15 protein-coding genes are annotated in these 19,748 nt (G+C 64.5%); 12 read left to right on the forward strand and 3 right to left on the reverse strand.

Annotation, left to right across the window (positions count from 1 at the left end):
• Positions 1-136 precede the first annotated feature (136 nt).
• Complete coding sequence (locus ACFUCU_RS07760) at positions 137-667, reverse strand: aminoacyl-tRNA deacylase (RefSeq protein ID WP_377971838.1); 531 nt, start codon at positions 665-667, stop codon at positions 137-139.
• Complete coding sequence (locus ACFUCU_RS07765) at positions 667-1,866, reverse strand: acetyl-CoA C-acetyltransferase (protein ID WP_377971839.1); 1,200 nt, start codon at positions 1,864-1,866, stop codon at positions 667-669. The genes ACFUCU_RS07760 and ACFUCU_RS07765 overlap by 1 nt, the downstream gene beginning before the upstream one ends.
• A gap of 420 nt (positions 1,867-2,286) precedes the next feature.
• Between ACFUCU_RS07765 and rpoB the strand changes: the two genes are divergently transcribed.
• From rpoB to tuf, 6 genes are all read left to right on the forward strand, one after another.
• Positions 2,287-5,799, forward strand: coding sequence for a DNA-directed RNA polymerase subunit beta (gene rpoB / locus ACFUCU_RS07770; RefSeq protein WP_290255938.1), 3,513 nt, complete (start codon positions 2,287-2,289; stop codon positions 5,797-5,799).
• Between the two features lie 106 nt (positions 5,800-5,905).
• Positions 5,906-9,805, forward strand: coding sequence for a DNA-directed RNA polymerase subunit beta' (locus ACFUCU_RS07775; protein ID WP_290255937.1), 3,900 nt, complete (start codon positions 5,906-5,908; stop codon positions 9,803-9,805).
• A gap of 467 nt (positions 9,806-10,272) precedes the next feature.
• Positions 10,273-10,647 carry a 30S ribosomal protein S12 gene (rpsL, locus tag ACFUCU_RS07780; protein WP_009358312.1) on the forward strand — a complete coding sequence of 125 codons (375 nt, stop codon included), beginning with the start codon at positions 10,273-10,275 and terminating at the stop codon, positions 10,645-10,647.
• A 1-nt stretch (position 10,648) separates the two neighbouring features.
• Positions 10,649-11,119 carry a 30S ribosomal protein S7 gene (gene rpsG / locus ACFUCU_RS07785; protein WP_026531948.1) on the forward strand — a complete coding sequence of 157 codons (471 nt, stop codon included), beginning with the start codon at positions 10,649-10,651 and terminating at the stop codon, positions 11,117-11,119.
• Between the two features lie 69 nt (positions 11,120-11,188).
• A complete protein-coding gene (gene fusA, locus ACFUCU_RS07790) occupies positions 11,189-13,303 on the forward strand; it encodes an elongation factor G (protein WP_290255935.1) in 2,115 nt (704 codons plus the stop codon).
• 240 nt (positions 13,304-13,543) lie between these two features.
• Positions 13,544-14,734 (forward strand): elongation factor Tu, encoded by a 1,191-nt coding sequence (gene tuf, locus ACFUCU_RS07795; RefSeq protein ID WP_377971841.1) that lies wholly within the window; start codon positions 13,544-13,546, stop codon positions 14,732-14,734.
• Between the two features lie 108 nt (positions 14,735-14,842).
• Here tuf and ACFUCU_RS07800 read toward each other — a convergent pair whose 3' ends face one another.
• Entirely contained in the window at positions 14,843-16,276 is a 1,434-nt protein-coding gene (locus ACFUCU_RS07800) for a GH1 family beta-glucosidase (RefSeq protein WP_377971843.1), read from the reverse strand.
• 395 nt (positions 16,277-16,671) lie between these two features.
• Here ACFUCU_RS07800 and rpsJ point away from each other — a divergent pair, with 395 nt between their 5' ends.
• Genes rpsJ through rpsS form a run of 6 tightly spaced genes read left to right on the forward strand, consistent with a single transcriptional unit; the run spans position 16,672 to position 19,738 of the window.
• Positions 16,672-16,980, forward strand: a complete 309-nt coding sequence (gene rpsJ, locus ACFUCU_RS07805; RefSeq protein ID WP_003803825.1) for a 30S ribosomal protein S10 — start codon at positions 16,672-16,674, stop codon at positions 16,978-16,980.
• 17 nt (positions 16,981-16,997) lie between these two features.
• Positions 16,998-17,648, forward strand: a complete 651-nt coding sequence (rplC, locus tag ACFUCU_RS07810) for a 50S ribosomal protein L3 (protein WP_290255932.1) — start codon at positions 16,998-17,000, stop codon at positions 17,646-17,648.
• 4 nt (positions 17,649-17,652) lie between these two features.
• Entirely contained in the window at positions 17,653-18,273 is a 621-nt protein-coding gene (rplD, locus tag ACFUCU_RS07815) for a 50S ribosomal protein L4 (RefSeq protein ID WP_290255931.1), read from the forward strand.
• Positions 18,270-18,575 carry a 50S ribosomal protein L23 gene (gene rplW / locus ACFUCU_RS07820; protein ID WP_290255930.1) on the forward strand — a complete coding sequence of 102 codons (306 nt, stop codon included), beginning with the start codon at positions 18,270-18,272 and terminating at the stop codon, positions 18,573-18,575. Before rplD ends, rplW begins: the two co-directional genes overlap by 4 nt.
• A gap of 29 nt (positions 18,576-18,604) precedes the next feature.
• Positions 18,605-19,444, forward strand: coding sequence for a 50S ribosomal protein L2 (gene rplB / locus ACFUCU_RS07825; protein ID WP_290255929.1), 840 nt, complete (start codon positions 18,605-18,607; stop codon positions 19,442-19,444).
• A gap of 12 nt (positions 19,445-19,456) precedes the next feature.
• Positions 19,457-19,738, forward strand: coding sequence for a 30S ribosomal protein S19 (gene rpsS / locus ACFUCU_RS07830; protein WP_018773666.1), 282 nt, complete (start codon positions 19,457-19,459; stop codon positions 19,736-19,738).
• The last annotated feature ends 10 nt before the right edge of the window (positions 19,739-19,748 follow it).

Here is a 19,748-nt window from a genome sequence, read left to right on the forward strand (position 1 = left end):
AAGGAGCCGTCGACCAGCTTGACGATCGCGGAGCAGTCGGTGCCGGACTGGCCGCCGTCGATCAGCCGCTGGAAGAGCTGCTGGACGTGCTGGCCTTTCCTGTGTTAACCCGGGCCGGCTACTTCGACCGGTGCGGCTAGGACATCGGGTCGGTGATGTCCGCGACGACGGCGCCAAGTGCGGCCAGCAGCGTGTCGGCGTCGACGAAGGCGCTGTAGCCGTGCTCCCCGGCCCCCATCGAGATCCGCCGGCCGGCGACCGTGCTGTCCGCGTAGACCGGCCACGCCGTGGTGCTGCCCAGGGGAGTGATGGTGCCGCGTTCGTAGCCGGTGGCGTCGAGGGCGACGTCGGCACTGGGGAGCGAGAGTTTGTTGACCCCGACGGCCTGGCGCAGCTTGCGCCAGGAGATCTGCCGGTCGCCCGGGACCAGGGCGAAGAGGAAGGTGCCGTCCTTGTGCTTGACCACCAGCGACTTGACGATGTCGGCGGGGGTGATCCCCAGGATGGCGGCCGCCTCCTCGAGGCTGCGGGCCGCCTGCCGCTCCACCAGCTCCACACTGAGGCCCCGGGCCGCGGCGTCGGCCAGGAACCGCCGGCGCCCGGCGCCGCCGACGGGGCCGTCCCCGGCGCCCAGACCGGGCGCCGGGACCTCCTCCGGACCGGTCATCAGTCGCGGTACAGCAGCAGGGCCTCGCCCTGTCCGCCGCCGCCGCAGAGGGACACCGCCGCCTTGCCGGAGCCGCGCCGCTTCAGTTCGTGCGCCGCGTGCAGGGCCAGCCGCGCGCCTGAGGCGCCGATCGGGTGGCCGAGCGCGATGGCGCCGCCGTGGATGTTGCACTGCTCCAGCGGGTAGTCCAGATCCTTGAGGGACTGCACCGCCACGGAGCCGAACGCCTCGTTGATCTCGATGAAGTCCAGGTCCGCCGTCGTCCAGCCGGCCCGCTGCAGGGCCTTCTTGATGGCGTTGGAGGGCTGGGAGTGCAGAGAGTTGTCCGGCCCGGCTACCTGGCCCGGCGCGCCCACGACCGCAAGGTACTCCAGGCCGTGCTCCTCGGCGTAGCCCCGGGACGTCAGCACCAGGGCGGCCGCACCGTCGGAGAGCGGGGAGGAGTTGCCGGCGGTGATCGTGCCGTCGGTGGCGAAGGCGGCGCGGAGCCCGGCGAGGGACGCCACGGAGGTGTCCGGCCGGACCCCCTCGTCCGTGCTGACCGTCACCGGTTCACCCTTGCGCTGCTTCACGCTGATCGGCGCGATCTCGCCGTCGAACACACCGTCCTTGCCGGCGGCGGCGGCCCGCTGGTGCGACGCGGCGGCCACCTCGTCCTGCGCGGTCCGGTCGATGCCCAGGGTGACGTTCTTGCTCTCAGTGGAGAGGCCCATGGACTGGCCGTCAAACGCATCCGTCAGGCCGTCGTGCGCGGCGGCGTCGAGGGCCTGGATGGAGCCGTAGGTCCAGCCCTGGCGGGAGCCCGGCAGCAGGTGCGGCGCGCGGCTCATCGACTCCTGGCCGCCGGCCACCACCACGGTGGCGTCGCCGCTGCGGATCATCCGGGCGGCGTCGACCACGGCCGTCAGGCCGGAGAGGCAGACTTTGTTGATGGTGACGGTGGGGACATTCCAGCCCACACCGGCGCCGATGGCGCTCTGGCGGGCGGGGTTCTGCCCGGCGCCGGCCTGCAGGACCTGGCCCATGATCACGGCATCCACCTGATCGGTGGCCACCCCGCTGGCGGCGAGGGCCGCGCGGATGGCGTGGGTGCCGAGCTCGACGGCGGTGAAACTGGACAGCTGTCCGTTCAGCCGGCCCTGCGGGGTGCGGGCGGCGGCGAGGATGACAACATCGTTGTTGTCCGGCGAGTTGTTCATGATGGTCTTTCCGATCTCTGGGGATAGCCCAAGGTTATCGTGAGCCCCATCACGGGGCTATCCGGGGAACCGGCCCGGCCGCCCACCCCGCCACCCACCCCACTCCCGCTCGGTTGGCCAGCCCCCCGCCCGGGGGAGGGGCCGGTGTTTGCAATCACGGCGTAAGTGGGGTAGACAAGTAGGTTGCTTTGCCGTATCGTAGATATTTGCGTCTTCCCTGTTTACCTTCAGCCTTCATATAGCGGTGGGCTTAGCCTGACAGCTGTTCCATCAATGTGCCGTCTACAACGTGCACCAGCATGGGCAGTATGGGTCCCGGGTCATATAGCGGAACCGGATTGGTAGCACTGCGGAGTCACTTCGCAGACTGCATGACGGGGGAGATCTGAAAACGCCTGAAGGTCTGTGGAAGGATCCCTCTTGGTCGCCTCGAGCACCTCTAATGAAAACAACGCCGCTATTAATGCCGACAGCACCGATGGTGCCACCCGCCGGCTCTCCTTCGCTAAGATTCACGAACCGCTGGACGTTCCGAATCTGCTTGCCCTGCAAACCGACAGCTTTGACTGGCTCGTCGGCAACGAACGCTGGCAGGCACGCGTAGCGAAGGCAGTCGAAGAAGGTGACCTTAGCGTCGCAACGACGTCCGGTCTGTCCGACATCTTCGAAGAGATCTCCCCGATCGAGGACTTCCAGGGCACCATGTCCCTGAGCTTCTCCGAGCCGGAGTTCGCTGACCCCAAGTACACCATGGCCGAGTGCAAGGACCGGGACGCTACGTACTCGGCTCCGCTGTACGTCAAGGCCGAGTTCATGAACAACAACACGGGCGAAATCAAGCAGCAGACCGTGTTCATGGGTGACTTTCCGCTGATGACCGAGAAGGGCACCTTCGTCGTCAACGGCACCGAGCGTGTCGTCGTCTCCCAGCTGGTCCGTTCGCCGGGCGCCTACTTCGAGCGCACCGCCGACAAGACCAGCGACAAGGACATCTTCACCGCGAAGATCATCCCGTCCCGCGGCGCCTGGTTCGAACTCGAGATCGACAAGCGCGACCAGGTCGGCGTCCGCCTCGACCGCAAGCGCAAGCAGTCCGTCACGGTGCTGCTGAAGGCCCTCGGCTGGACCGAAGGCCAGATCCTCGAGGAGTTCGGCCAGTACGACTCCATGCGTGCCACGCTGGAGAAGGACGCTACCGAAACCCGCGAAGACGCGTTGCTGGACATCTACCGGAAGCTGCGCCCGGGCGAGCCGCCCACCGTCGAGGCTGCCCAGTCGCTGCTGGACAACCTGTACTTCAACTCCAAGCGCTACGATCTGGCCAAGGTTGGCCGTTACAAGATCAACCGCAAGCTGGGCATCGACCGCTCCCTTGGCGACAAGGAAGCCTCGGTCCTGCACGTTGAAGACATCGTCGCCATGATCAAGTTCCTCGTCGCGCTGCACGCCGGCGAGAAGACCATCATGGGCAAGCGCGATGGCCAGGACCACGAGCTGCGCGTCGAGATCGACGACATCGACCACTTCGGCAACCGCCGTATCCGCGCCGTCGGCGAGCTCATCGAGAACCAGGTCCGCACCGGCCTGTCCCGCATGGAGCGCGTTGTCCGCGAACGGATGACCACCCAGGACGTCGAGGCGATCACGCCGCAGACCCTGATCAACATCCGCCCGGTCGTCGCCGCGATCAAGGAGTTCTTCGGAACCTCCCAGCTCTCGCAGTTCATGGACCAGAACAACCCGCTCTCGGGCCTGACCCACAAGCGCCGCCTGTCCGCGCTGGGCCCCGGCGGTCTGTCCCGTGACCGTGCCGGCATGGAAGTCCGTGACGTGCACCCGTCCCACTACGGACGTATGTGCCCCATCGAAACCCCTGAAGGCCCGAACATTGGTCTGATCGGTTCGCTGGCGTCCTACGGCCGGATCAACCCGTTCGGTTTCATCGAGACCCCGTACCGGCTGGTCAAGGACGGCGTCGTCTCCGACGATGTCCAGTACCTGACCGCCGACGACGAGGCCGAGGTGCTCATCGCCCAGGCCAACGCGCCGCTGGACGAGAACAAGAAGTTCGCCGAGGACACGGTCCTGGTCCGCGCCCGCGGTGGTGGGGGCGAGCCCGTGCTGGTCCCGGCCCAGGACGTCGAGTTCATGGACGTTTCCCCGCGCCAGATGGTGTCCGTGGCAACCGCCCTGATCCCGTTCCTCGAGCATGACGATGCAAACCGTGCACTCATGGGTGCCAACATGCAGCGTCAGGCCGTGCCGCTGGTCCGCTCCGAGGCGCCGTTCGTCGGCACCGGCATGGAGCGCGCCGCAGCCGTCGACGCCGGTGACGTTGTCATCGCGAAGAAGGCCGGCGTGGTCACCGAGGTCTCCGCCGAGCTCGTCATCATGCTGAACGACGACGGCACCGAGACGAACTACCGGATCAACAAGTTCGCCCGCTCCAACCAGGGCAACTGCTACAACCACCGTGTCCTGGTCAACGAAGGCCAGCGCCTCGAGGTCGGCGGCATCATCGCCGACGGCCCGGCGACGGACCAGGGTGAACTCGCCCTCGGTAAGAACCTCCTCGTGGCATTCATGTCCTGGGAAGGCCACAACTTCGAGGACGCCATCATCCTCTCCCAGCGGATCGTGGCCGAGGACGTCCTGTCCTCGATCCACATCGAGGAGCACGAGATCGATGCCCGCGACACCAAGCTTGGTGCCGAGGAAATCACCCGTGACATCCCGAACGTGTCCGAGGAGGTCCTGGCCGGACTGGACGAGCGCGGCATCATCCACATCGGTGCCGAGGTCGAAGCCGGCGACATCCTGGTCGGCAAGGTCACGCCCAAGGGCGAGACCGAACTGACCCCGGAAGAGCGCCTGCTGCGCGCCATCTTCGGTGAGAAGTCCCGCGAAGTGCGCGACACCTCCCTGAAGGTGCCCCACGGCGAGTCCGGCACCGTCATCGGCGTCCGCGTCTTCGACCGCGACAACGACGACGAGCTGCCCCCGGGCGTGAACCAGCTGGTGCGCGTCTACGTGGCCGCCAAGCGCAAGATCACCGATGGTGACAAGCTCGCCGGCCGTCACGGCAACAAGGGCGTCATCTCCAAGATCCTGCCCGTCGAGGACATGCCGTTCCTCGCCGACGGTACCCCGGTGGACATCGTCCTGAACCCGCTGGGTGTTCCGGGCCGTATGAACGTCGGCCAGGTCCTGGAAACGCACCTGGGCTGGGTTGCCAAGACCGGCTGGAAGATCGAAGGCGAGCCCGAGTGGGTCAAGAACCTGCCGAACCTGCCGCGCGAGAGTGGTTCCACCACCGTCGCAACGCCGGTCTTCGACGGTGCCCGCGAAGAGGAAATCACCGGTCTGCTGGACTCCACCAACGTGACCCGCGACGGTGACCGCCTGATCAACTCCTCCGGCAAGACCCGCCTGTTCGACGGCCGCTCCGGCGAGCCGTTCCCGGATCCGATCTCGGTCGGCTACATGTACATCCTGAAGCTCCACCACCTGGTGGACGACAAGATCCACGCGCGCTCCACCGGCCCGTACTCCATGATCACGCAGCAGCCGCTGGGTGGTAAGGCACAGTTCGGCGGCCAGCGCTTCGGTGAAATGGAAGTGTGGGCGCTCGAAGCCTACGGCGCCGCCTACACGCTCCAGGAACTCCTCACGATCAAGTCCGATGACATCCACGGTCGTGTGAAGGTCTACGAAGCGATCGTCAAGGGCGAGAACATCCCCGAGCCGGGCGTTCCTGAGTCCTTCAAGGTCTTGATCAAGGAAATGCAGTCGCTGTGCCTGAACGTGGAAGTTCTTTCCACGGACGGAACCACAATTGAAATGCGTGACTCTGATGACGCAGTCTTCACGGCTGCGGAAGAACTGGGCATCGATCTGTCTCGTGCAGAGCCCAGTTCCGTAGAAGAGGTCTAGCAGGGAGTCCACGACGGCGGGCTTGCCGCCCGCCGTCGTGGACGACCTCCCTCTTCCCGTAACCCAAGACTTCAGAATTTAGAGAACAAGAGAGAACAGGGACCATATGTCCAGCGAATCCTCCTTCGGCCTCATGCAGATCGGCCTCGCCACCGCGGAAGACATCCGCGGCTGGTCTTACGGCGAGGTTAAGAAGCCGGAAACCATCAACTACCGCACGCTCAAGCCCGAGAAGGACGGCCTCTTCTGCGAGAAGATCTTCGGCCCGTCCCGCGACTGGGAGTGCTACTGCGGCAAGTACAAGCGCGTGCGCTTCAAGGGCATCATCTGCGAGCGGTGTGGCGTTGAGGTCACCCGCGCCAAGGTCCGCCGTGAGCGCATGGGCCACATCGAGCTGGCCGCCCCGGTCACGCACATCTGGTACTTCAAGGGTGTTCCGTCCCGCCTGGGCTACCTCCTTGACCTGGCTCCGAAGGACCTCGAAAAGGTCATCTACTTCGCCGCCTACATGATCACCAGCGTCGACACCGATGCCCGCCACGAGGAACTTCCCAACCTGCAGGTTGAGCACGACATCGAGAAGAAGCAGCTGATCGACAACCGCGACGCCGACATCGCCGCGATCGCCCGCGACCTCGAAGGCGAAATCGCACGCCTCGAGGGCGAAGGCGCGAAGGCTGCCGACAAGAAGAAGGCCCGCGACTCCGCCGACCGCCAGATGGCGAACGTGCGCAAGCGTGCCGACGCCGACATCGAGCGCCTCGAGCAGGTCTGGGACCGGTTCAAGAACCTCAAGGTCGCCGACCTCGAAGGCGACGAGGGCCTGTACCGCGAACTGCGTGACCGCTACGGCATGTTCTTCGAGGGCTCCATGGGTGCCGAAGCCATCAAGAAGCGTCTCGAGAGCTTCGACATGCAGGCCGAGTCCGACCTGCTGCGCGACATCATCGCCAACGGCAAGGGCCAGCGCAAGACCCGCGCCCTCAAGCGCCTCAAGGTCGTCAACGCGTTCCTGACCACCAACAACAGCCCCCTGGGCATGGTGCTGGACGCCGTCCCGGTGATCCCGCCGGAACTGCGCCCGATGGTCCAGCTGGACGGTGGCCGCTTCGCGACCTCCGACCTCAACGACCTGTACCGCCGCGTGATCAATCGCAACAACCGCCTCAAGCGGCTCCTGGACCTCGGTGCCCCCGAGATCATCGTCAACAACGAAAAGCGCATGCTTCAGGAAGCCGTTGACAGCCTGTTCGACAACGGCCGCCGCGGCCGTCCGGTCACCGGACCGGGCAACCGCCCGCTGAAGTCCCTGAGCGACATGCTCAAGGGCAAGCAGGGTCGTTTCCGCCAGAACCTCCTCGGCAAGCGCGTCGACTACTCCGGCCGTTCGGTCATCGTCGTCGGCCCGCAGCTGAAGCTGCACCAGTGCGGCCTGCCCAAGCAGATGGCGCTGGAGCTCTTCAAGCCGTTCGTGATGAAGCGCCTGGTCGATCTCAACCACGCCCAGAACATCAAGTCGGCCAAGCGCATGGTCGAGCGTTACCGTCCGCAGGTCTGGGACGTTCTCGAAGAGATCATCACCGAGCACCCGGTGCTGCTGAACCGTGCACCTACCCTGCACCGTCTCGGCATCCAGGCGTTCGAACCGCAGCTCGTCGAAGGCAAGGCCATCCAGCTTCACCCGCTGGTGTGTGGCGCCTTCAACGCCGACTTCGACGGCGACCAGATGGCAGTGCACCTGCCGCTGAGCCCCGAAGCCCAGGCCGAAGCCCGGATCCTGATGCTGTCCTCGAACAACATCCTGAAGCCGTCCGACGGCCGCCCGGTGACCCTGCCGTCGCAGGATATGATCATCGGCCTCTACCACCTGACCACCAAGCGTGTGGGTTCGGCGGGCGAAGGCCGGATCTTCTCCTCGATCTCCGAGGCCATCATGGCGTTCGACCTGCACGAGCTGCACCTGAACTCCAAGATCAAGATCCGTCTTGACGGCTTCGTGCCCTACGCCGGCTGGGAAGCCCCGGAGGGCTGGGAGCAGGGTCAGACCGCACTGGTCGAGACCTCGCTGGGCCAGGTCATCTTCAACCAGACGCTGCCCGCGGACTACCCGTGGGTTGAGGCTGTTGCCGACAAGGGCGAACTGTCACGGATCGTCAACGACCTCGCCGAGCGCTACCCGAAGGTCGTCACGGCGGCAACGCTGGATAACCTGAAGGATGCCGGTTTCTACTGGGCCACCCGCTCGGGCGTCACCGTCGCCATTTCGGACATCGAGGTTCCGGCCTCCAAGCCGGAGCTGCTGGCTGGTTACGAGACCATGGCCGCGAAGATCCAGGGCCAGTACGACAAGGGCCTGATCGACGACGACGAGCGTCGCCAGGAACTGATCGAGATCTGGAACAAGGCCACGAACGAGATCGCCCAGGCGATGCGTGACAGCCTGTCGCCGATGAACACCATCAACCGCATGGTGTCCTCCGGTGCCCGTGGTAACTGGATGCAGGTCCGTCAGATCGCGGGTATCCGTGGCCTGGTGGCCAACCCTAAGGGTGAGATCATCCCGCGTCCGATCAAGTCCTCCTACCGCGAGGGCCTGTCGGTGCTGGAATACTTCATCGCCACGCACGGTGCCCGTAAGGGTCTGGCCGATACCGCACTGCGTACCGCCAACTCGGGTTACCTGACCCGACGACTGGTGGACGTCTCGCAGGACGTCATCGTCCGTGAAGAGGACTGCGGCACCGAACGCGGCCTCGTCACCCCGATCGCCGTGGCTGACGCCAACGGCGAGCTGGTCCTGGACGAGAACGTGGAGAACAGCGCCTACGCCCGCACCCTGGCCGTGGACGTCGTCGACTCCTCGGGCAAGGTCCTGGCGGCTGCCGGCACCGACTGCGGCGACGTGGTCATCGCTGAGCTGTTCGCGGCCGGCATCACCGAGGTCAAGGTCCGCTCCGTACTCACCTGTGAGTCCAGCGTCGGTACCTGCGCCCTGTGCTACGGCCGTTCGCTGGCCACCGGCAAGACCGTTGACATCGGCGAGGCCGTCGGCATCATCGCCGCACAGTCCATCGGTGAGCCCGGTACCCAGCTGACCATGCGTACGTTCCACACCGGTGGTGCTGTGTCCGCCGGCGGCGGCGACGACATCACCCAGGGTCTGCCCCGTATCCAGGAGCTCTTCGAAGCCCGTACCCCGAAGGGTGTCGCACCGATTGCCGAGGCAGCCGGTCGCATCACCATCGAAGAGTCCGAGCGCCAGATGCGTCTGGTCATCACCCCGGATGACGGTTCCGAAGAGATCGCCTACCCGGTGCTGCGCCGTTCCCGTCTCCTGATCGAAGACGGCGACCACGTCAGCGTCGGCCAGAAGCTGATCAACGGTCCGGTCGACCCCAAGCAGGTGCTGCGCATCATGGGTCCCCGTGCCGCGCAGAAGTTCCTGGTGGACGAGGTCCAGGGCGTGTACCGCAGCCAGGGCATCGGTATCCACGACAAGCACGTCGAGGTTATCGTCCGCCAGATGCTGCGCCGCGTCACGGTCATCGAGTCCGGTGAATCCGACCTGCTGCCCGGCGAGCTCGCCGAGCGCAGCCGGTTCGAGGACGCGAACCGCCGCGTGGTCTCCGAGGGCAAGACGCCGGCCTCCGGCCGTCCCGAGCTCATGGGTATCACCAAGGCCTCGCTGGCCACCGAGTCCTGGCTGTCCGCAGCTTCCTTCCAGGAGACCACCCGCGTCCTGACGCAGGCGGCCATGGAAGGCAAGAGCGATCCGCTGCTGGGCCTCAAGGAGAACGTCATCATCGGTAAGCTGATCCCGGCCGGCACGGGTCTCCCGCGCTACACCGAGGTCACGGTCGAGCCGACCGAGGAAGCGAAGGCCAACCTCTTCACCGGCCCGAGCGCGTTCAGCGACTTCTCCTACGATTCCCTGGGCGGCGACGGAGCTCCTGAGTTCCACGCCATCCCGCTGGATGACTACGACCTGGGCAGCGACTTCCGCTAACCTGCCGGGGCGGCCCGCCGCCCCGGTAACAGGTCACTGAACGGTCCTCCACCATCACGGTGGGGGACCGTTCCCGTTTAAGCGCGTCGGGCCGTCTGCCGGTGGCGTGGATGTCTGGTCCGGGGGCCCGAATTCCGCGCCGATTAAGGGCCGGGGCCCGCCCGTGGTAGACTGGAGACTAATTGTTATTGTGGCAGTGGATGAGTGCGCCGGTTCAGGAACCAGCTTCGTGCTGAGGATGAACCGAGACGACGTTTCCGGTTTGCAGGGTTCTTGTGCAACGTATGCCACATTTTCGCATGCCTAGGGGCAGTTCCGGACGCGAGTCCGCCGGCCCCGGTGTGCGGTCCGACTATTAAGGCTTCGCCTCAGCTGCTCTGGAGATCACTTCAAAGCTCGAGCGGCGGGGCGCAGCGACAAGAGAGCGGCCGCCAACGGCCGTTCCGGATAAAACGGAGAACACGAGAGTGCCTACGATTAACCAGCTGGTCCGCAAGGGCCGCACGCCTAAGGTCTCGAAGACCAAGGCTCCCGCGCTTAAGGGCAGCCCGATGCGCCGCGGTGTTTGCACCCGCGTCTACACGACCACCCCGAAGAAGCCGAACTCGGCTCTGCGTAAGGTTGCCCGTGTGCGCCTCAACGGTGGCGTTGAAGTCACCGCTTACATCCCCGGTGTTGGCCACAACCTGCAGGAGCACTCCATTGTGCTCGTCCGCGGCGGCCGTGTGAAGGACCTCCCGGGTGTCCGCTACAAGATCGTCCGTGGCGCCCTCGATACCCAGGGTGTGAAGAACCGTAAGCAGGCCCGCAGCCGCTACGGCGCAAAGATGGAGAAGAAGTAATATGCCTCGCAAGGGTCCGGCCCCCAAGCGGCCGCTAGTACTAGATCCCGTTTACGGCTCCCCGCTGGTCACTCAGCTGATCAACAAGGTGCTGGTTGACGGCAAGAAGTCCACCGCAGAGCGCATCGTCTACGGTGCCCTCGAAGGCGCCCGCGCCAAGTCCGGCGGCGACCCCGTTGCAGCCCTCAAGAAGGCTATGGACAACGTCAAGCCTTCCCTCGAGGTCCGCTCCCGCCGTGTCGGTGGCGCAACCTACCAGGTTCCCGTTGAGGTCAAGCCGGGCCGTTCCACGGCCCTGGCCCTCCGCTGGCTGGTCGGTTACTCCAAGGCCCGCCGCGAGAAGACGATGACCGAGCGCCTCCAGAACGAAATCCTGGATGCCTCGAACGGTCTCGGAGCCGCTGTAAAGCGTCGCGAAGACACCCACAAGATGGCCGAGTCCAACAAGGCCTTCGCACACTACCGCTGGTAATACTTCCCGGACGCCGCCGGCTCAACCGGGCCGGCGGCGAACGTGCAGTCCATCCGAAAGGGAGACACCGTGGCACAGGACGTGCTTACCGACCTTAGCAAGGTCCGCAACATCGGCATCATGGCCCACATTGATGCCGGCAAGACCACTACTACCGAGCGCATCCTGTTCTACACGGGTGTGAATCACAAGATCGGCGAGACCCACGACGGCGCGTCGACCACCGACTGGATGGAACAGGAAAAGGAACGCGGCATCACCATCACGTCTGCCGCCGTGACCTGCTTCTGGGAAAACAACCAGATCAACATCATCGACACCCCGGGCCACGTGGACTTCACGGTTGAGGTTGAGCGCTCCCTGCGCGTCCTCGACGGTGCAGTCGCCGTGTTCGATGGCAAGGAAGGCGTGGAGCCGCAGTCCGAGACTGTCTGGCGCCAGGCCGACAAGTACAACGTTCCGCGTATCTGCTTCGTCAACAAGATGGACAAGCTGGGCGCCGACTTCTACTTCACCGTCGACACCATCGTCAGCCGCCTCGGCGCCAAGCCGCTGGTCATGCAGCTGCCGATCGGTGCCGAGAACGACTTCATCGGCGTCGTCGACCTGCTCTACATGCGCTCCCTGGTGTGGCCCGGCGATGCCAAGGGTGACGTGACCATGGGTGCCAAGTACGAGATCCAGGAGATCCCGGCTGACCTTAAGGAAAAGGCCGAGGAGTACCGCAACGCCCTCGTTGAGACCGTTGCCGAGTCCTCCGAAGAGCTCATGGAAAAGTACCTTGAGGGCGAAGAGATCACGATCGACGAGCTCAAGGCCGGCATCCGCAAGATGACGATCAACTCCGAGCTCTACCCGGTCTTCTGTGGCTCCGCGTTCAAGAACCGCGGCGTCCAGCCGATGCTCGACGCCGTCGTGGACTACCTGCCGAACCCGCTTGACGTCCCGCCGATGGTCGGTCACGACCCGCGCGACGAAGAGAAGGAGCTGACCCGTAAGCCTTCCGCTGACGAGCCGTTCTCCGCTCTGGCATTCAAGATCGCCGCGCACCCCTTCTTCGGTCAGCTGACCTTCATCCGCGTGTACTCCGGTCACGTTGAGGCCGGCGCCCAGGTGGTCAACTCCACCAAGGGCAAGAAGGAGCGCATCGGCAAGCTGTTCCAGATGCACGCCAACAAGGAAATGCCGGTTGACGGCGCTACCGCTGGCCACATCTACGCAGCGATCGGCCTGAAGGACACCACCACGGGCGACACCCTGTGCGACGCGTCCAACCAGATCGTCCTCGAGTCCATGAGCTTCCCGGAGCCCGTGATCTCGGTTGCCATCGAGCCGAACACCAAGGGTGACCAGGAGAAGCTCTCCACGGCCATCCAGAAGCTCTCCGCTGAGGACCCGACCTTCCAGGTCTCCCTCAACGAAGACACCGGCCAGACCATCATCGCCGGCATGGGCGAGCTCCACCTGGACATCCTGGTGGACCGCATGCGCCGCGAATTCAAGGTCGAGGCAAACGTGGGCAAGCCCCAGGTCGCCTACCGCGAAACCATCAAGCGTGCTGTGGAGCGTCACGACTACACGCACAAGAAGCAGACCGGTGGTTCGGGCCAGTTCGCAAAGATCCAGATCGCGATCGAGCCGCTGGACACCGCCGAGGGCGAGATGTACGAGTTCGAGAACAAGGTCACCGGTGGCCGCGTTCCGCGCGAATACATTCCTTCGGTTGACGCCGGCATCCAGGATGCGCTCAACGACGGCGTCCTGGCCGGTTACCCGGTTGTCGGTATCAAGGCCACGCTGATTGACGGCGCTTACCACGATGTTGACTCCTCGGAAATGGCGTTCAAGATCGCCGGCCGGATGGCTTTCAAGGAAGCCGCCCGCAAGGCGAACCCTGTCCTGCTTGAACCGCTGATGGATGTCGAGGTCCGCACCCCTGAGGAATACATGGGTGAAGTTATCGGTGACCTCAACTCCCGCCGTGGCCAGATGCAGTCCATGGAGGATGCCCAGGGCGTCAAGGTCATTCGCGCGCACGTTCCGCTGTCCGGCATGTTCGGCTACATCGGTGACCTGCGTTCGAAGACCCAGGGCCGCGCTGTGTACTCCATGACGTTCAACAGCTACGCGGAGGTCCCGAAGGCAGTTGCCGACGAGATCATCCAGAAGAGCCGCGGCGAGTAGTCTCCGGACTGCGCGCAGCTGCGACAAAAACTCGGGTGCGTTTCCTCCAGGGGAGATTCACCTTGTGCTGGCGGCCGGACCCGGTCCGGCCGCCAGCACGAACAGGCTCTAGGCACTAGTATTAGTTCCTGAATCTGCAATTTCACCAATCCAAAGCCCCCCAAGTAGACTTACTGGAGTTTCGGCCGCGACAAGCGCGGGCGAAGGGTAAGTCATTTGAAAACGTTCTAGGAGGAACCTGTGGCAAAGGCAAAGTTCGAGCGGACTAAGCCGCACGTTAACATCGGTACCATTGGTCACGTTGACCACGGTAAGACGACGCTGACGGCCGCCATTTCCAAGGTGCTGTACGACAAGTACCCGACTCTCAACGAGAAGCGTGACTTCGCCTCGATTGACTCTGCTCCCGAAGAGCGTCAGCGCGGCATTACCATCAACATCTCCCACGTTGAGTACCAGACCGAGAAGCGTCACTACGCACACGTTGACGCCCCCGGTCACGCTGACTACATCAAGAACATGATCACCGGTGCTGCCCAGATGGACGGCGCAATCCTCGTGGTTGCCGCTACCGACGGCCCGATGGCTCAGACCCGCGAGCACGTTCTGCTCGCCCGCCAGGTTGGTGTTCCCTACCTGCTGGTAGCCCTGAACAAGGCTGACATGGTTGAGGACGAGGAACTCCTCGACCTCGTTGAAATGGAAGTTCGTGAGCTCCTGAGCTCGCAGGGCTTCGATGGCGACAACGCCCCGGTCGTTCGCGTTTCCGGCCTCAAGGCTCTGGAAGGCGACCCGGAGTGGGTCAAGTCCGTTGAGGACCTGATGGAAGCCGTCGACGAGTCCGTTCCGGACCCGGTTCGTGACCGCGACAAGCCGTTCCTGATGCCGATCGAAGACGTCTTCACCATCACCGGCCGTGGCACCGTTGTTACGGGCCGCGCCGAGCGTGGCACCCTCGCCATCAACTCCGAGGTCGAGATCGTCGGCATCCGCCCGGTCCAGAAGACCACGGTTACCGGTATCGAGATGTTCCACAAGCAGCTCGACGAAGCATGGGCCGGCGAGAACTGTGGCCTGCTGCTCCGTGGCCTCAAGCGCGACGATGTCGAGCGTGGCCAGGTTGTCGTCAAGCCGGGTTCCATCACCCCGCACACCGACTTCGAGGCCAACGTCTACATCCTCTCCAAGGACGAAGGCGGACGCCACAACCCGTTCTACTCGAACTACCGCCCGCAGTTCTACTTCCGTACGACGGACGTTACCGGCGTCATCACCCTGCCGGAAGGCACGGAAATGGTTATGCCCGGCGACAACACTGAGATGACCGTTGCGCTCATCCAGCCGATCGCAATGGAAGAGGGCCTCGGCTTCGCTATCCGTGAAGGCGGCCGCACCGTTGGTTCGGGACGTGTCACCAAGATCATCAAGTAATTTGATGGCCTAGCACGATCGGAACGGCGCCCTCCGGAGCCACGATGATCACAACAGCCCCGCTGCACTGCAGCGGGGCTGTTGGCTTTTAAGAACGGTCGATCGCCGTCAGGCGCCCCGGCGGCGCGCCTGGCTGAGCGCGCGGTACCAGTAGTAGGACTCCTTGGGCGTCCGCTCCAAAGTGTTGAAGTCCACGTGGACCAGGCCGAAGCGCTGCGAATAGCCGGCGGCCCACTCGAAGTTGTCCATCAGCGTCCAGACGTAGTACCCGAGGAGTTCGACGTCGTGGGCGATGCCGCCGGGAGCGGTCGCCGCCAGTGCCTGGCCCAGGTGGCCCTCAAGGTAGGCGATGCGGCTGGGATCGGGCAGTGTCCCGTCGACATGGTCCGGCTCCGGGAAGCTGGCGCCGCTCTCGGTGATGAAGAGCGGCGGAAGCGCGGCACCGTAACGGTCCTTGAGTCCGCGCAGCAGCGTGCCGAGGTGCTCCGGCGCCACGGGCCAGCCGAAGCCGGTGGTGGGGTACTCGGGGAAAGCGGCCAGGTGGAAAGGCAGCCGTGCCATCGCCTCCGCGGTCCCGGCGGGACTCTCCGCCGGGCCCCGGCCGGCGGCGGCGCGCACCGGGTAGTAGTAGTTCAGTCCGTAGAAATCCAGCGGCTGGTGGATGGTTTCGAGATCCGCGTCGGACACCCGGGACAGGTGGCGGAACCAGGGCCGGGCCGCCAGCGGGGGTGTGGGGTACCGGCCCAGCAGGATCGGGTCAGCGTAGATCCGGTTGAGGGCGAGATCGAAGACTGTTGCCATCAGCCGGTCCAGGAACGAGCCGCTGGCCGGATGCACGGGGGAGTGCAGGTTGGTGACGCCGACCGCCCCGGGGACGCCGGCGGCGCGGAGGGCCTGCACCGCCAGGCCGTGCGCCAGCAGCTGGTGGTGGACGGAGGGCAGGGCGTTGAACAGCAGGTCGCGGCCGGGGGCGTGCACGCCGAGGGCATAGCCGTTCAGCGTCACCGAGGCCGGTTCGTTCAGGGTCACCCAGTGGGAGACGCGGTCGCCGAACCGGTCGGCCGCCGCGGCGGCGTAGTTGCCGAAGCGCAGGGCCGTGTCCCGGTTCATCCAGCCGCCGCGGTGCTCCAGAGGGAGGGGGGTGTCCCAGTGGTAGAGGGTGGCCATGGGGGCGATGCCCGCGGCCAGCAGCCGGTCGATCAGCCGGTCGTAGAAGTCCAGGCCGGCCGGATTGACCGGTCCCGTTCCGTCCGGTTGGATCCGCGGCCAGGAGAGCGAGAAGCGGTAGGAGTCGACGCCGAGGTCCCGCATGAGGTCCACGTCCTCGTCCATGCGGTGGTAGTGGTCGCACGCGACGGCGGGGGAGTGGCCGTCCTGGATAGTCCCGGGCTTCTCGGCGAAGGCATCCCAGCCGGAGGGGCCGCGGCCGCCGGCGGACAGGGCGCCCTCGATCTGGAAGGCCGCGGAGGCCACCCCCAGGAGGAAGCCCTCGGGGAGGCGTTCGGCGAGGTCGCGGACGGCGGCGGAGTCCTGCACGGTCATCACCACATCCTCGTCCGCGCAGGCGCCGAAGGCAACGGATCGGCGGCCGAAAATCCCGCCAATTGGCGTATGCCCGATATTTCCGGCATACTAGATGAGTTGTTCAAGCGCTCTTTCGCGTCCCGATCCGGATAATGCCGGGTGTCAGGGTCCAGGTAAGAGCCCAAACATAACCCACTCTCCAAGGAATTGCGGACGAGTACGCGTGCACAGCGCGACACGCCCGACCGCGGGGGTCGGTTGCGCCGGCAGGTTGAGGAACCCGGATTCATCCGGATTCAGCTTGTGCGGCGGGTGGTGGTTACGACCTCAAATGCTTCGGCAGCCGCACAACACGTAAGTGAACAGGGCAGCCCTAATCAGGGGAAGCACAGACTGAAAGAGAGTCAGGCGACATGGCGGGACAAAAAATCCGCATCCGGCTGAAGTCATACGACCACGAGGTCATTGACGTTTCAGCACGGAAGATCGTTGAGACGGTCACGCGCGCAGGCGCAACTGTAGTTGGCCCCGTGCCGCTGCCGACGGAGAAGAACGTGTACTGCGTTATCCGCTCTCCGCACAAGTACAAGGACAGCCGCGAGCACTTCGAAATGCGCACGCACAAGCGTCTTATCGACATCATCGACCCCACGCCCAAGGCTGTTGACTCGCTCATGCGTCTCGACCTGCCGGCCGACGTGAACATCGAAATCAAGCTGTAGGGAGGTGCTGAGAGACTATGACCGCAACCCGTAACGTAAAGGGCCTGCTGGGCACGAAGCTCGGCATGACCCAGGTCTGGGACGAGAACAACAAGCTCATCCCCGTCACTGTGGTCCAGGCAGACTCGAACGTCGTCACCCAGCTGCGCAATGCAGAGGCTGATGGCTACGTCGCCGTTCAGATCGGCTACGGCCAGATCGACCCCCGCAAGGTCACCAAGCCGCTGGCTGGTCACTTTGAAAAGGCAGGCGTCACGCCTCGCCGCCACGTCGTCGAACTGCGCACTGCAGATGCCGACTCTTACGAGCTGGGCCAGGAGCTCTCCGTTGAGCTCTTCGAAGCCGGCCAGAAGATCGACGTCGTCGGCACCACCAAGGGTAAGGGCTTCGCCGGTGTTATGAAGCGTCACGGCTTCCACGGCGTTGGAGCTTCCCACGGTGCTCACAAGAACCACCGTAAGCCCGGTTCAATCGGTGGCGCATCCACCCCGAGCCGCGTCTTCAAGGGCATGAAAATGGCCGGCCGCATGGGCGCCGTTCGTCACACCACGCTGAACCTCACGGTCCACGCGGTTGACGTCGAGAAGTCGCTGCTCCTTATCAAGGGTGCCGTTCCCGGCGCCCGCGGCCAGGTCGTCCTCGTACGCACCGCCGTGAAGGGAGCCTAGTTCAATGACTAGCACTGTCAAGGTTGACCTGCCTGCAGAGATCTTCGATGTTCAGACCAACGTGCCGCTGCTGCACCAGGTCGTCGTCGCACAGCTCGCTGCTGCTCGCCAGGGTACCCACAAGACCAAGACCCGCGCCGAGGTTTCCGGTGCCGGTCGCAAGCCGTTCAAGCAGAAGGGCACCGGCCGCGCCCGTCAGGGTTCCATCCGCGCTCCTCACATGACCGGTGGTGGCATCGTCCACGGCCCGACGCCGCGTGACTACAGCCAGCGCACCCCCAAGAAGATGATTGCTGCTGCACTGCGCGGCGCTCTCTCTGACCGCGCCCGCAACGGCCGCGTCCACGTCGTCGCTGAACTGGTTGCCGGCTCCAAGCCGTCCTCCCGTGAAGCACTGGCAACGCTGCGTGGCGTCTCCGAGCGCAAGAACCTGCTCGTCGTCATCGACCGCGCCAACGACGTTGCTGCACTTTCCGTGCGCAACCTCCAGGACGTTCACGTTCTGTACGCAGACCAGCTGAACACCTACGACGTGCTCGTTTCTGACGACGTAGTCTTCACCAAGGCCGCCTACGACGCATTCGTTGCGGACAAGGCTGCAAAGACCGAGGAGGATGCCAAGTGAGCGCAGCCACCATCAAAGACCCGCGCGACGTCGTCCTGGCGCCCGTCGTCTCGGAAAAGAGCTACGGCCTGATCGACGAGGGCAAGTACACCTTCCTGGTGGACCCCCGCTCGAGCAAGACCGAGATCAAGCTGGCCGTGGAGAAGATCTTCTCCGTCAAGGTTGACTCGATCAACACCATCAACCGTGCCGGTAAGCGCAAGCGGACCAAATTCGGATGGGGCACCCGCAAGAGCACCAAGCGTGCGATTGTCAGCCTCAAAGAAGGCACTATCGACATCTTCGGCGGTCCGCTCTCGTAGCGGAGACCACTTTAACGAGGAAATAAATTATGGGAATCCGTAAATACAAGCCGACTACCCCGGGCCGTCGTGGCTCGAGCGTAGCGGACTTCACCGAAATCACGCGGTCGACGCCGGAAAAGTCGTTGGTTCGTCCCCTCCCGAAAAAGGGTGGACGTAACAACACCGGTAAGATCACGACCCGTCACAAGGGTGGTGGACACAAGCGTCAGTACCGTCTGATCGACTTCCGTCGCCACGACAAGGACGGCGTCAACGCCCGCGTTGCCGAAATCGAGTACGATCCGAACCGCACGGCTCGCATCGCCCTCCTGCACTACGTTGATGGCACCAAGCGTTACATCATCGCCCCGAACAAGCTGGCCCAGGGTGACACCGTGGAAGCAGGTGCCGACGCTGACATCAAGCCCGGCAACAACCTGCCGCTGCGCAACATCCCGGTCGGTACCGTGATCCACGCAGTTGAACTGCGTCCGGGTGGCGGCGCCAAGATGGGCCGCTCCGCCGGCGCATCGATCCAGCTCGTCGCCAAGGAAGGCCGTTACGCCCAGCTGCGTCTGCCCTCCGGCGAAATCCGCAACGTTGACGTGCGCTGCCGCGCCACCGTCGGCGAGGTCGGCAACGCCGAGCAGTCGAACATCAACTGGGGCAAGGCCGGCCGTATGCGCTGGAAGGGCGTCCGCCCGACCGTCCGTGGTGTCGCCATGAACCCGGTTGACCACCCGCACGGTGGTGGTGAGGGTAAGACCTCCGGTGGTCGTAACCCCGTCAACCCCAACGGTAAGCGCGAAGGCCGCACCCGCCGTCCCAACAAAGAGAGCGACAAGCTTATTGTTCGTCGCCGTCGTACTGGCAAGAACAAGCGATAGGAGCCTGGACACATGCCACGCAGCCTGAAAAAAGGTCCTTTCGTTGACCAGCACCTCTTTGTGAAGGTAGCCAGGGAAAACGAAAAGGGCACCAAGAACGTCATCAAGACCTGGTCCCGCCGTTCGATGATCGTCCCCGACATGCTCGGCCACACGATCGCCGTGCACGACGGACGCAAGCACATCCCGGTGTTTGTCACTGAGTCGATGGTCGGGCACAAGCTCGGCGAATTCGCTCCCACGCGGACTTTCCGCGGCCATGTCAAGGACGACCGTAAGGGCAAGCGCCGCTAGGCGCCTGCAC

Source organism: Arthrobacter sp. NPDC057259 (genome assembly GCF_042668995.1).
Taxonomy (GTDB): Bacteria; Actinomycetota; Actinomycetes; order Actinomycetales; family Micrococcaceae; genus Arthrobacter.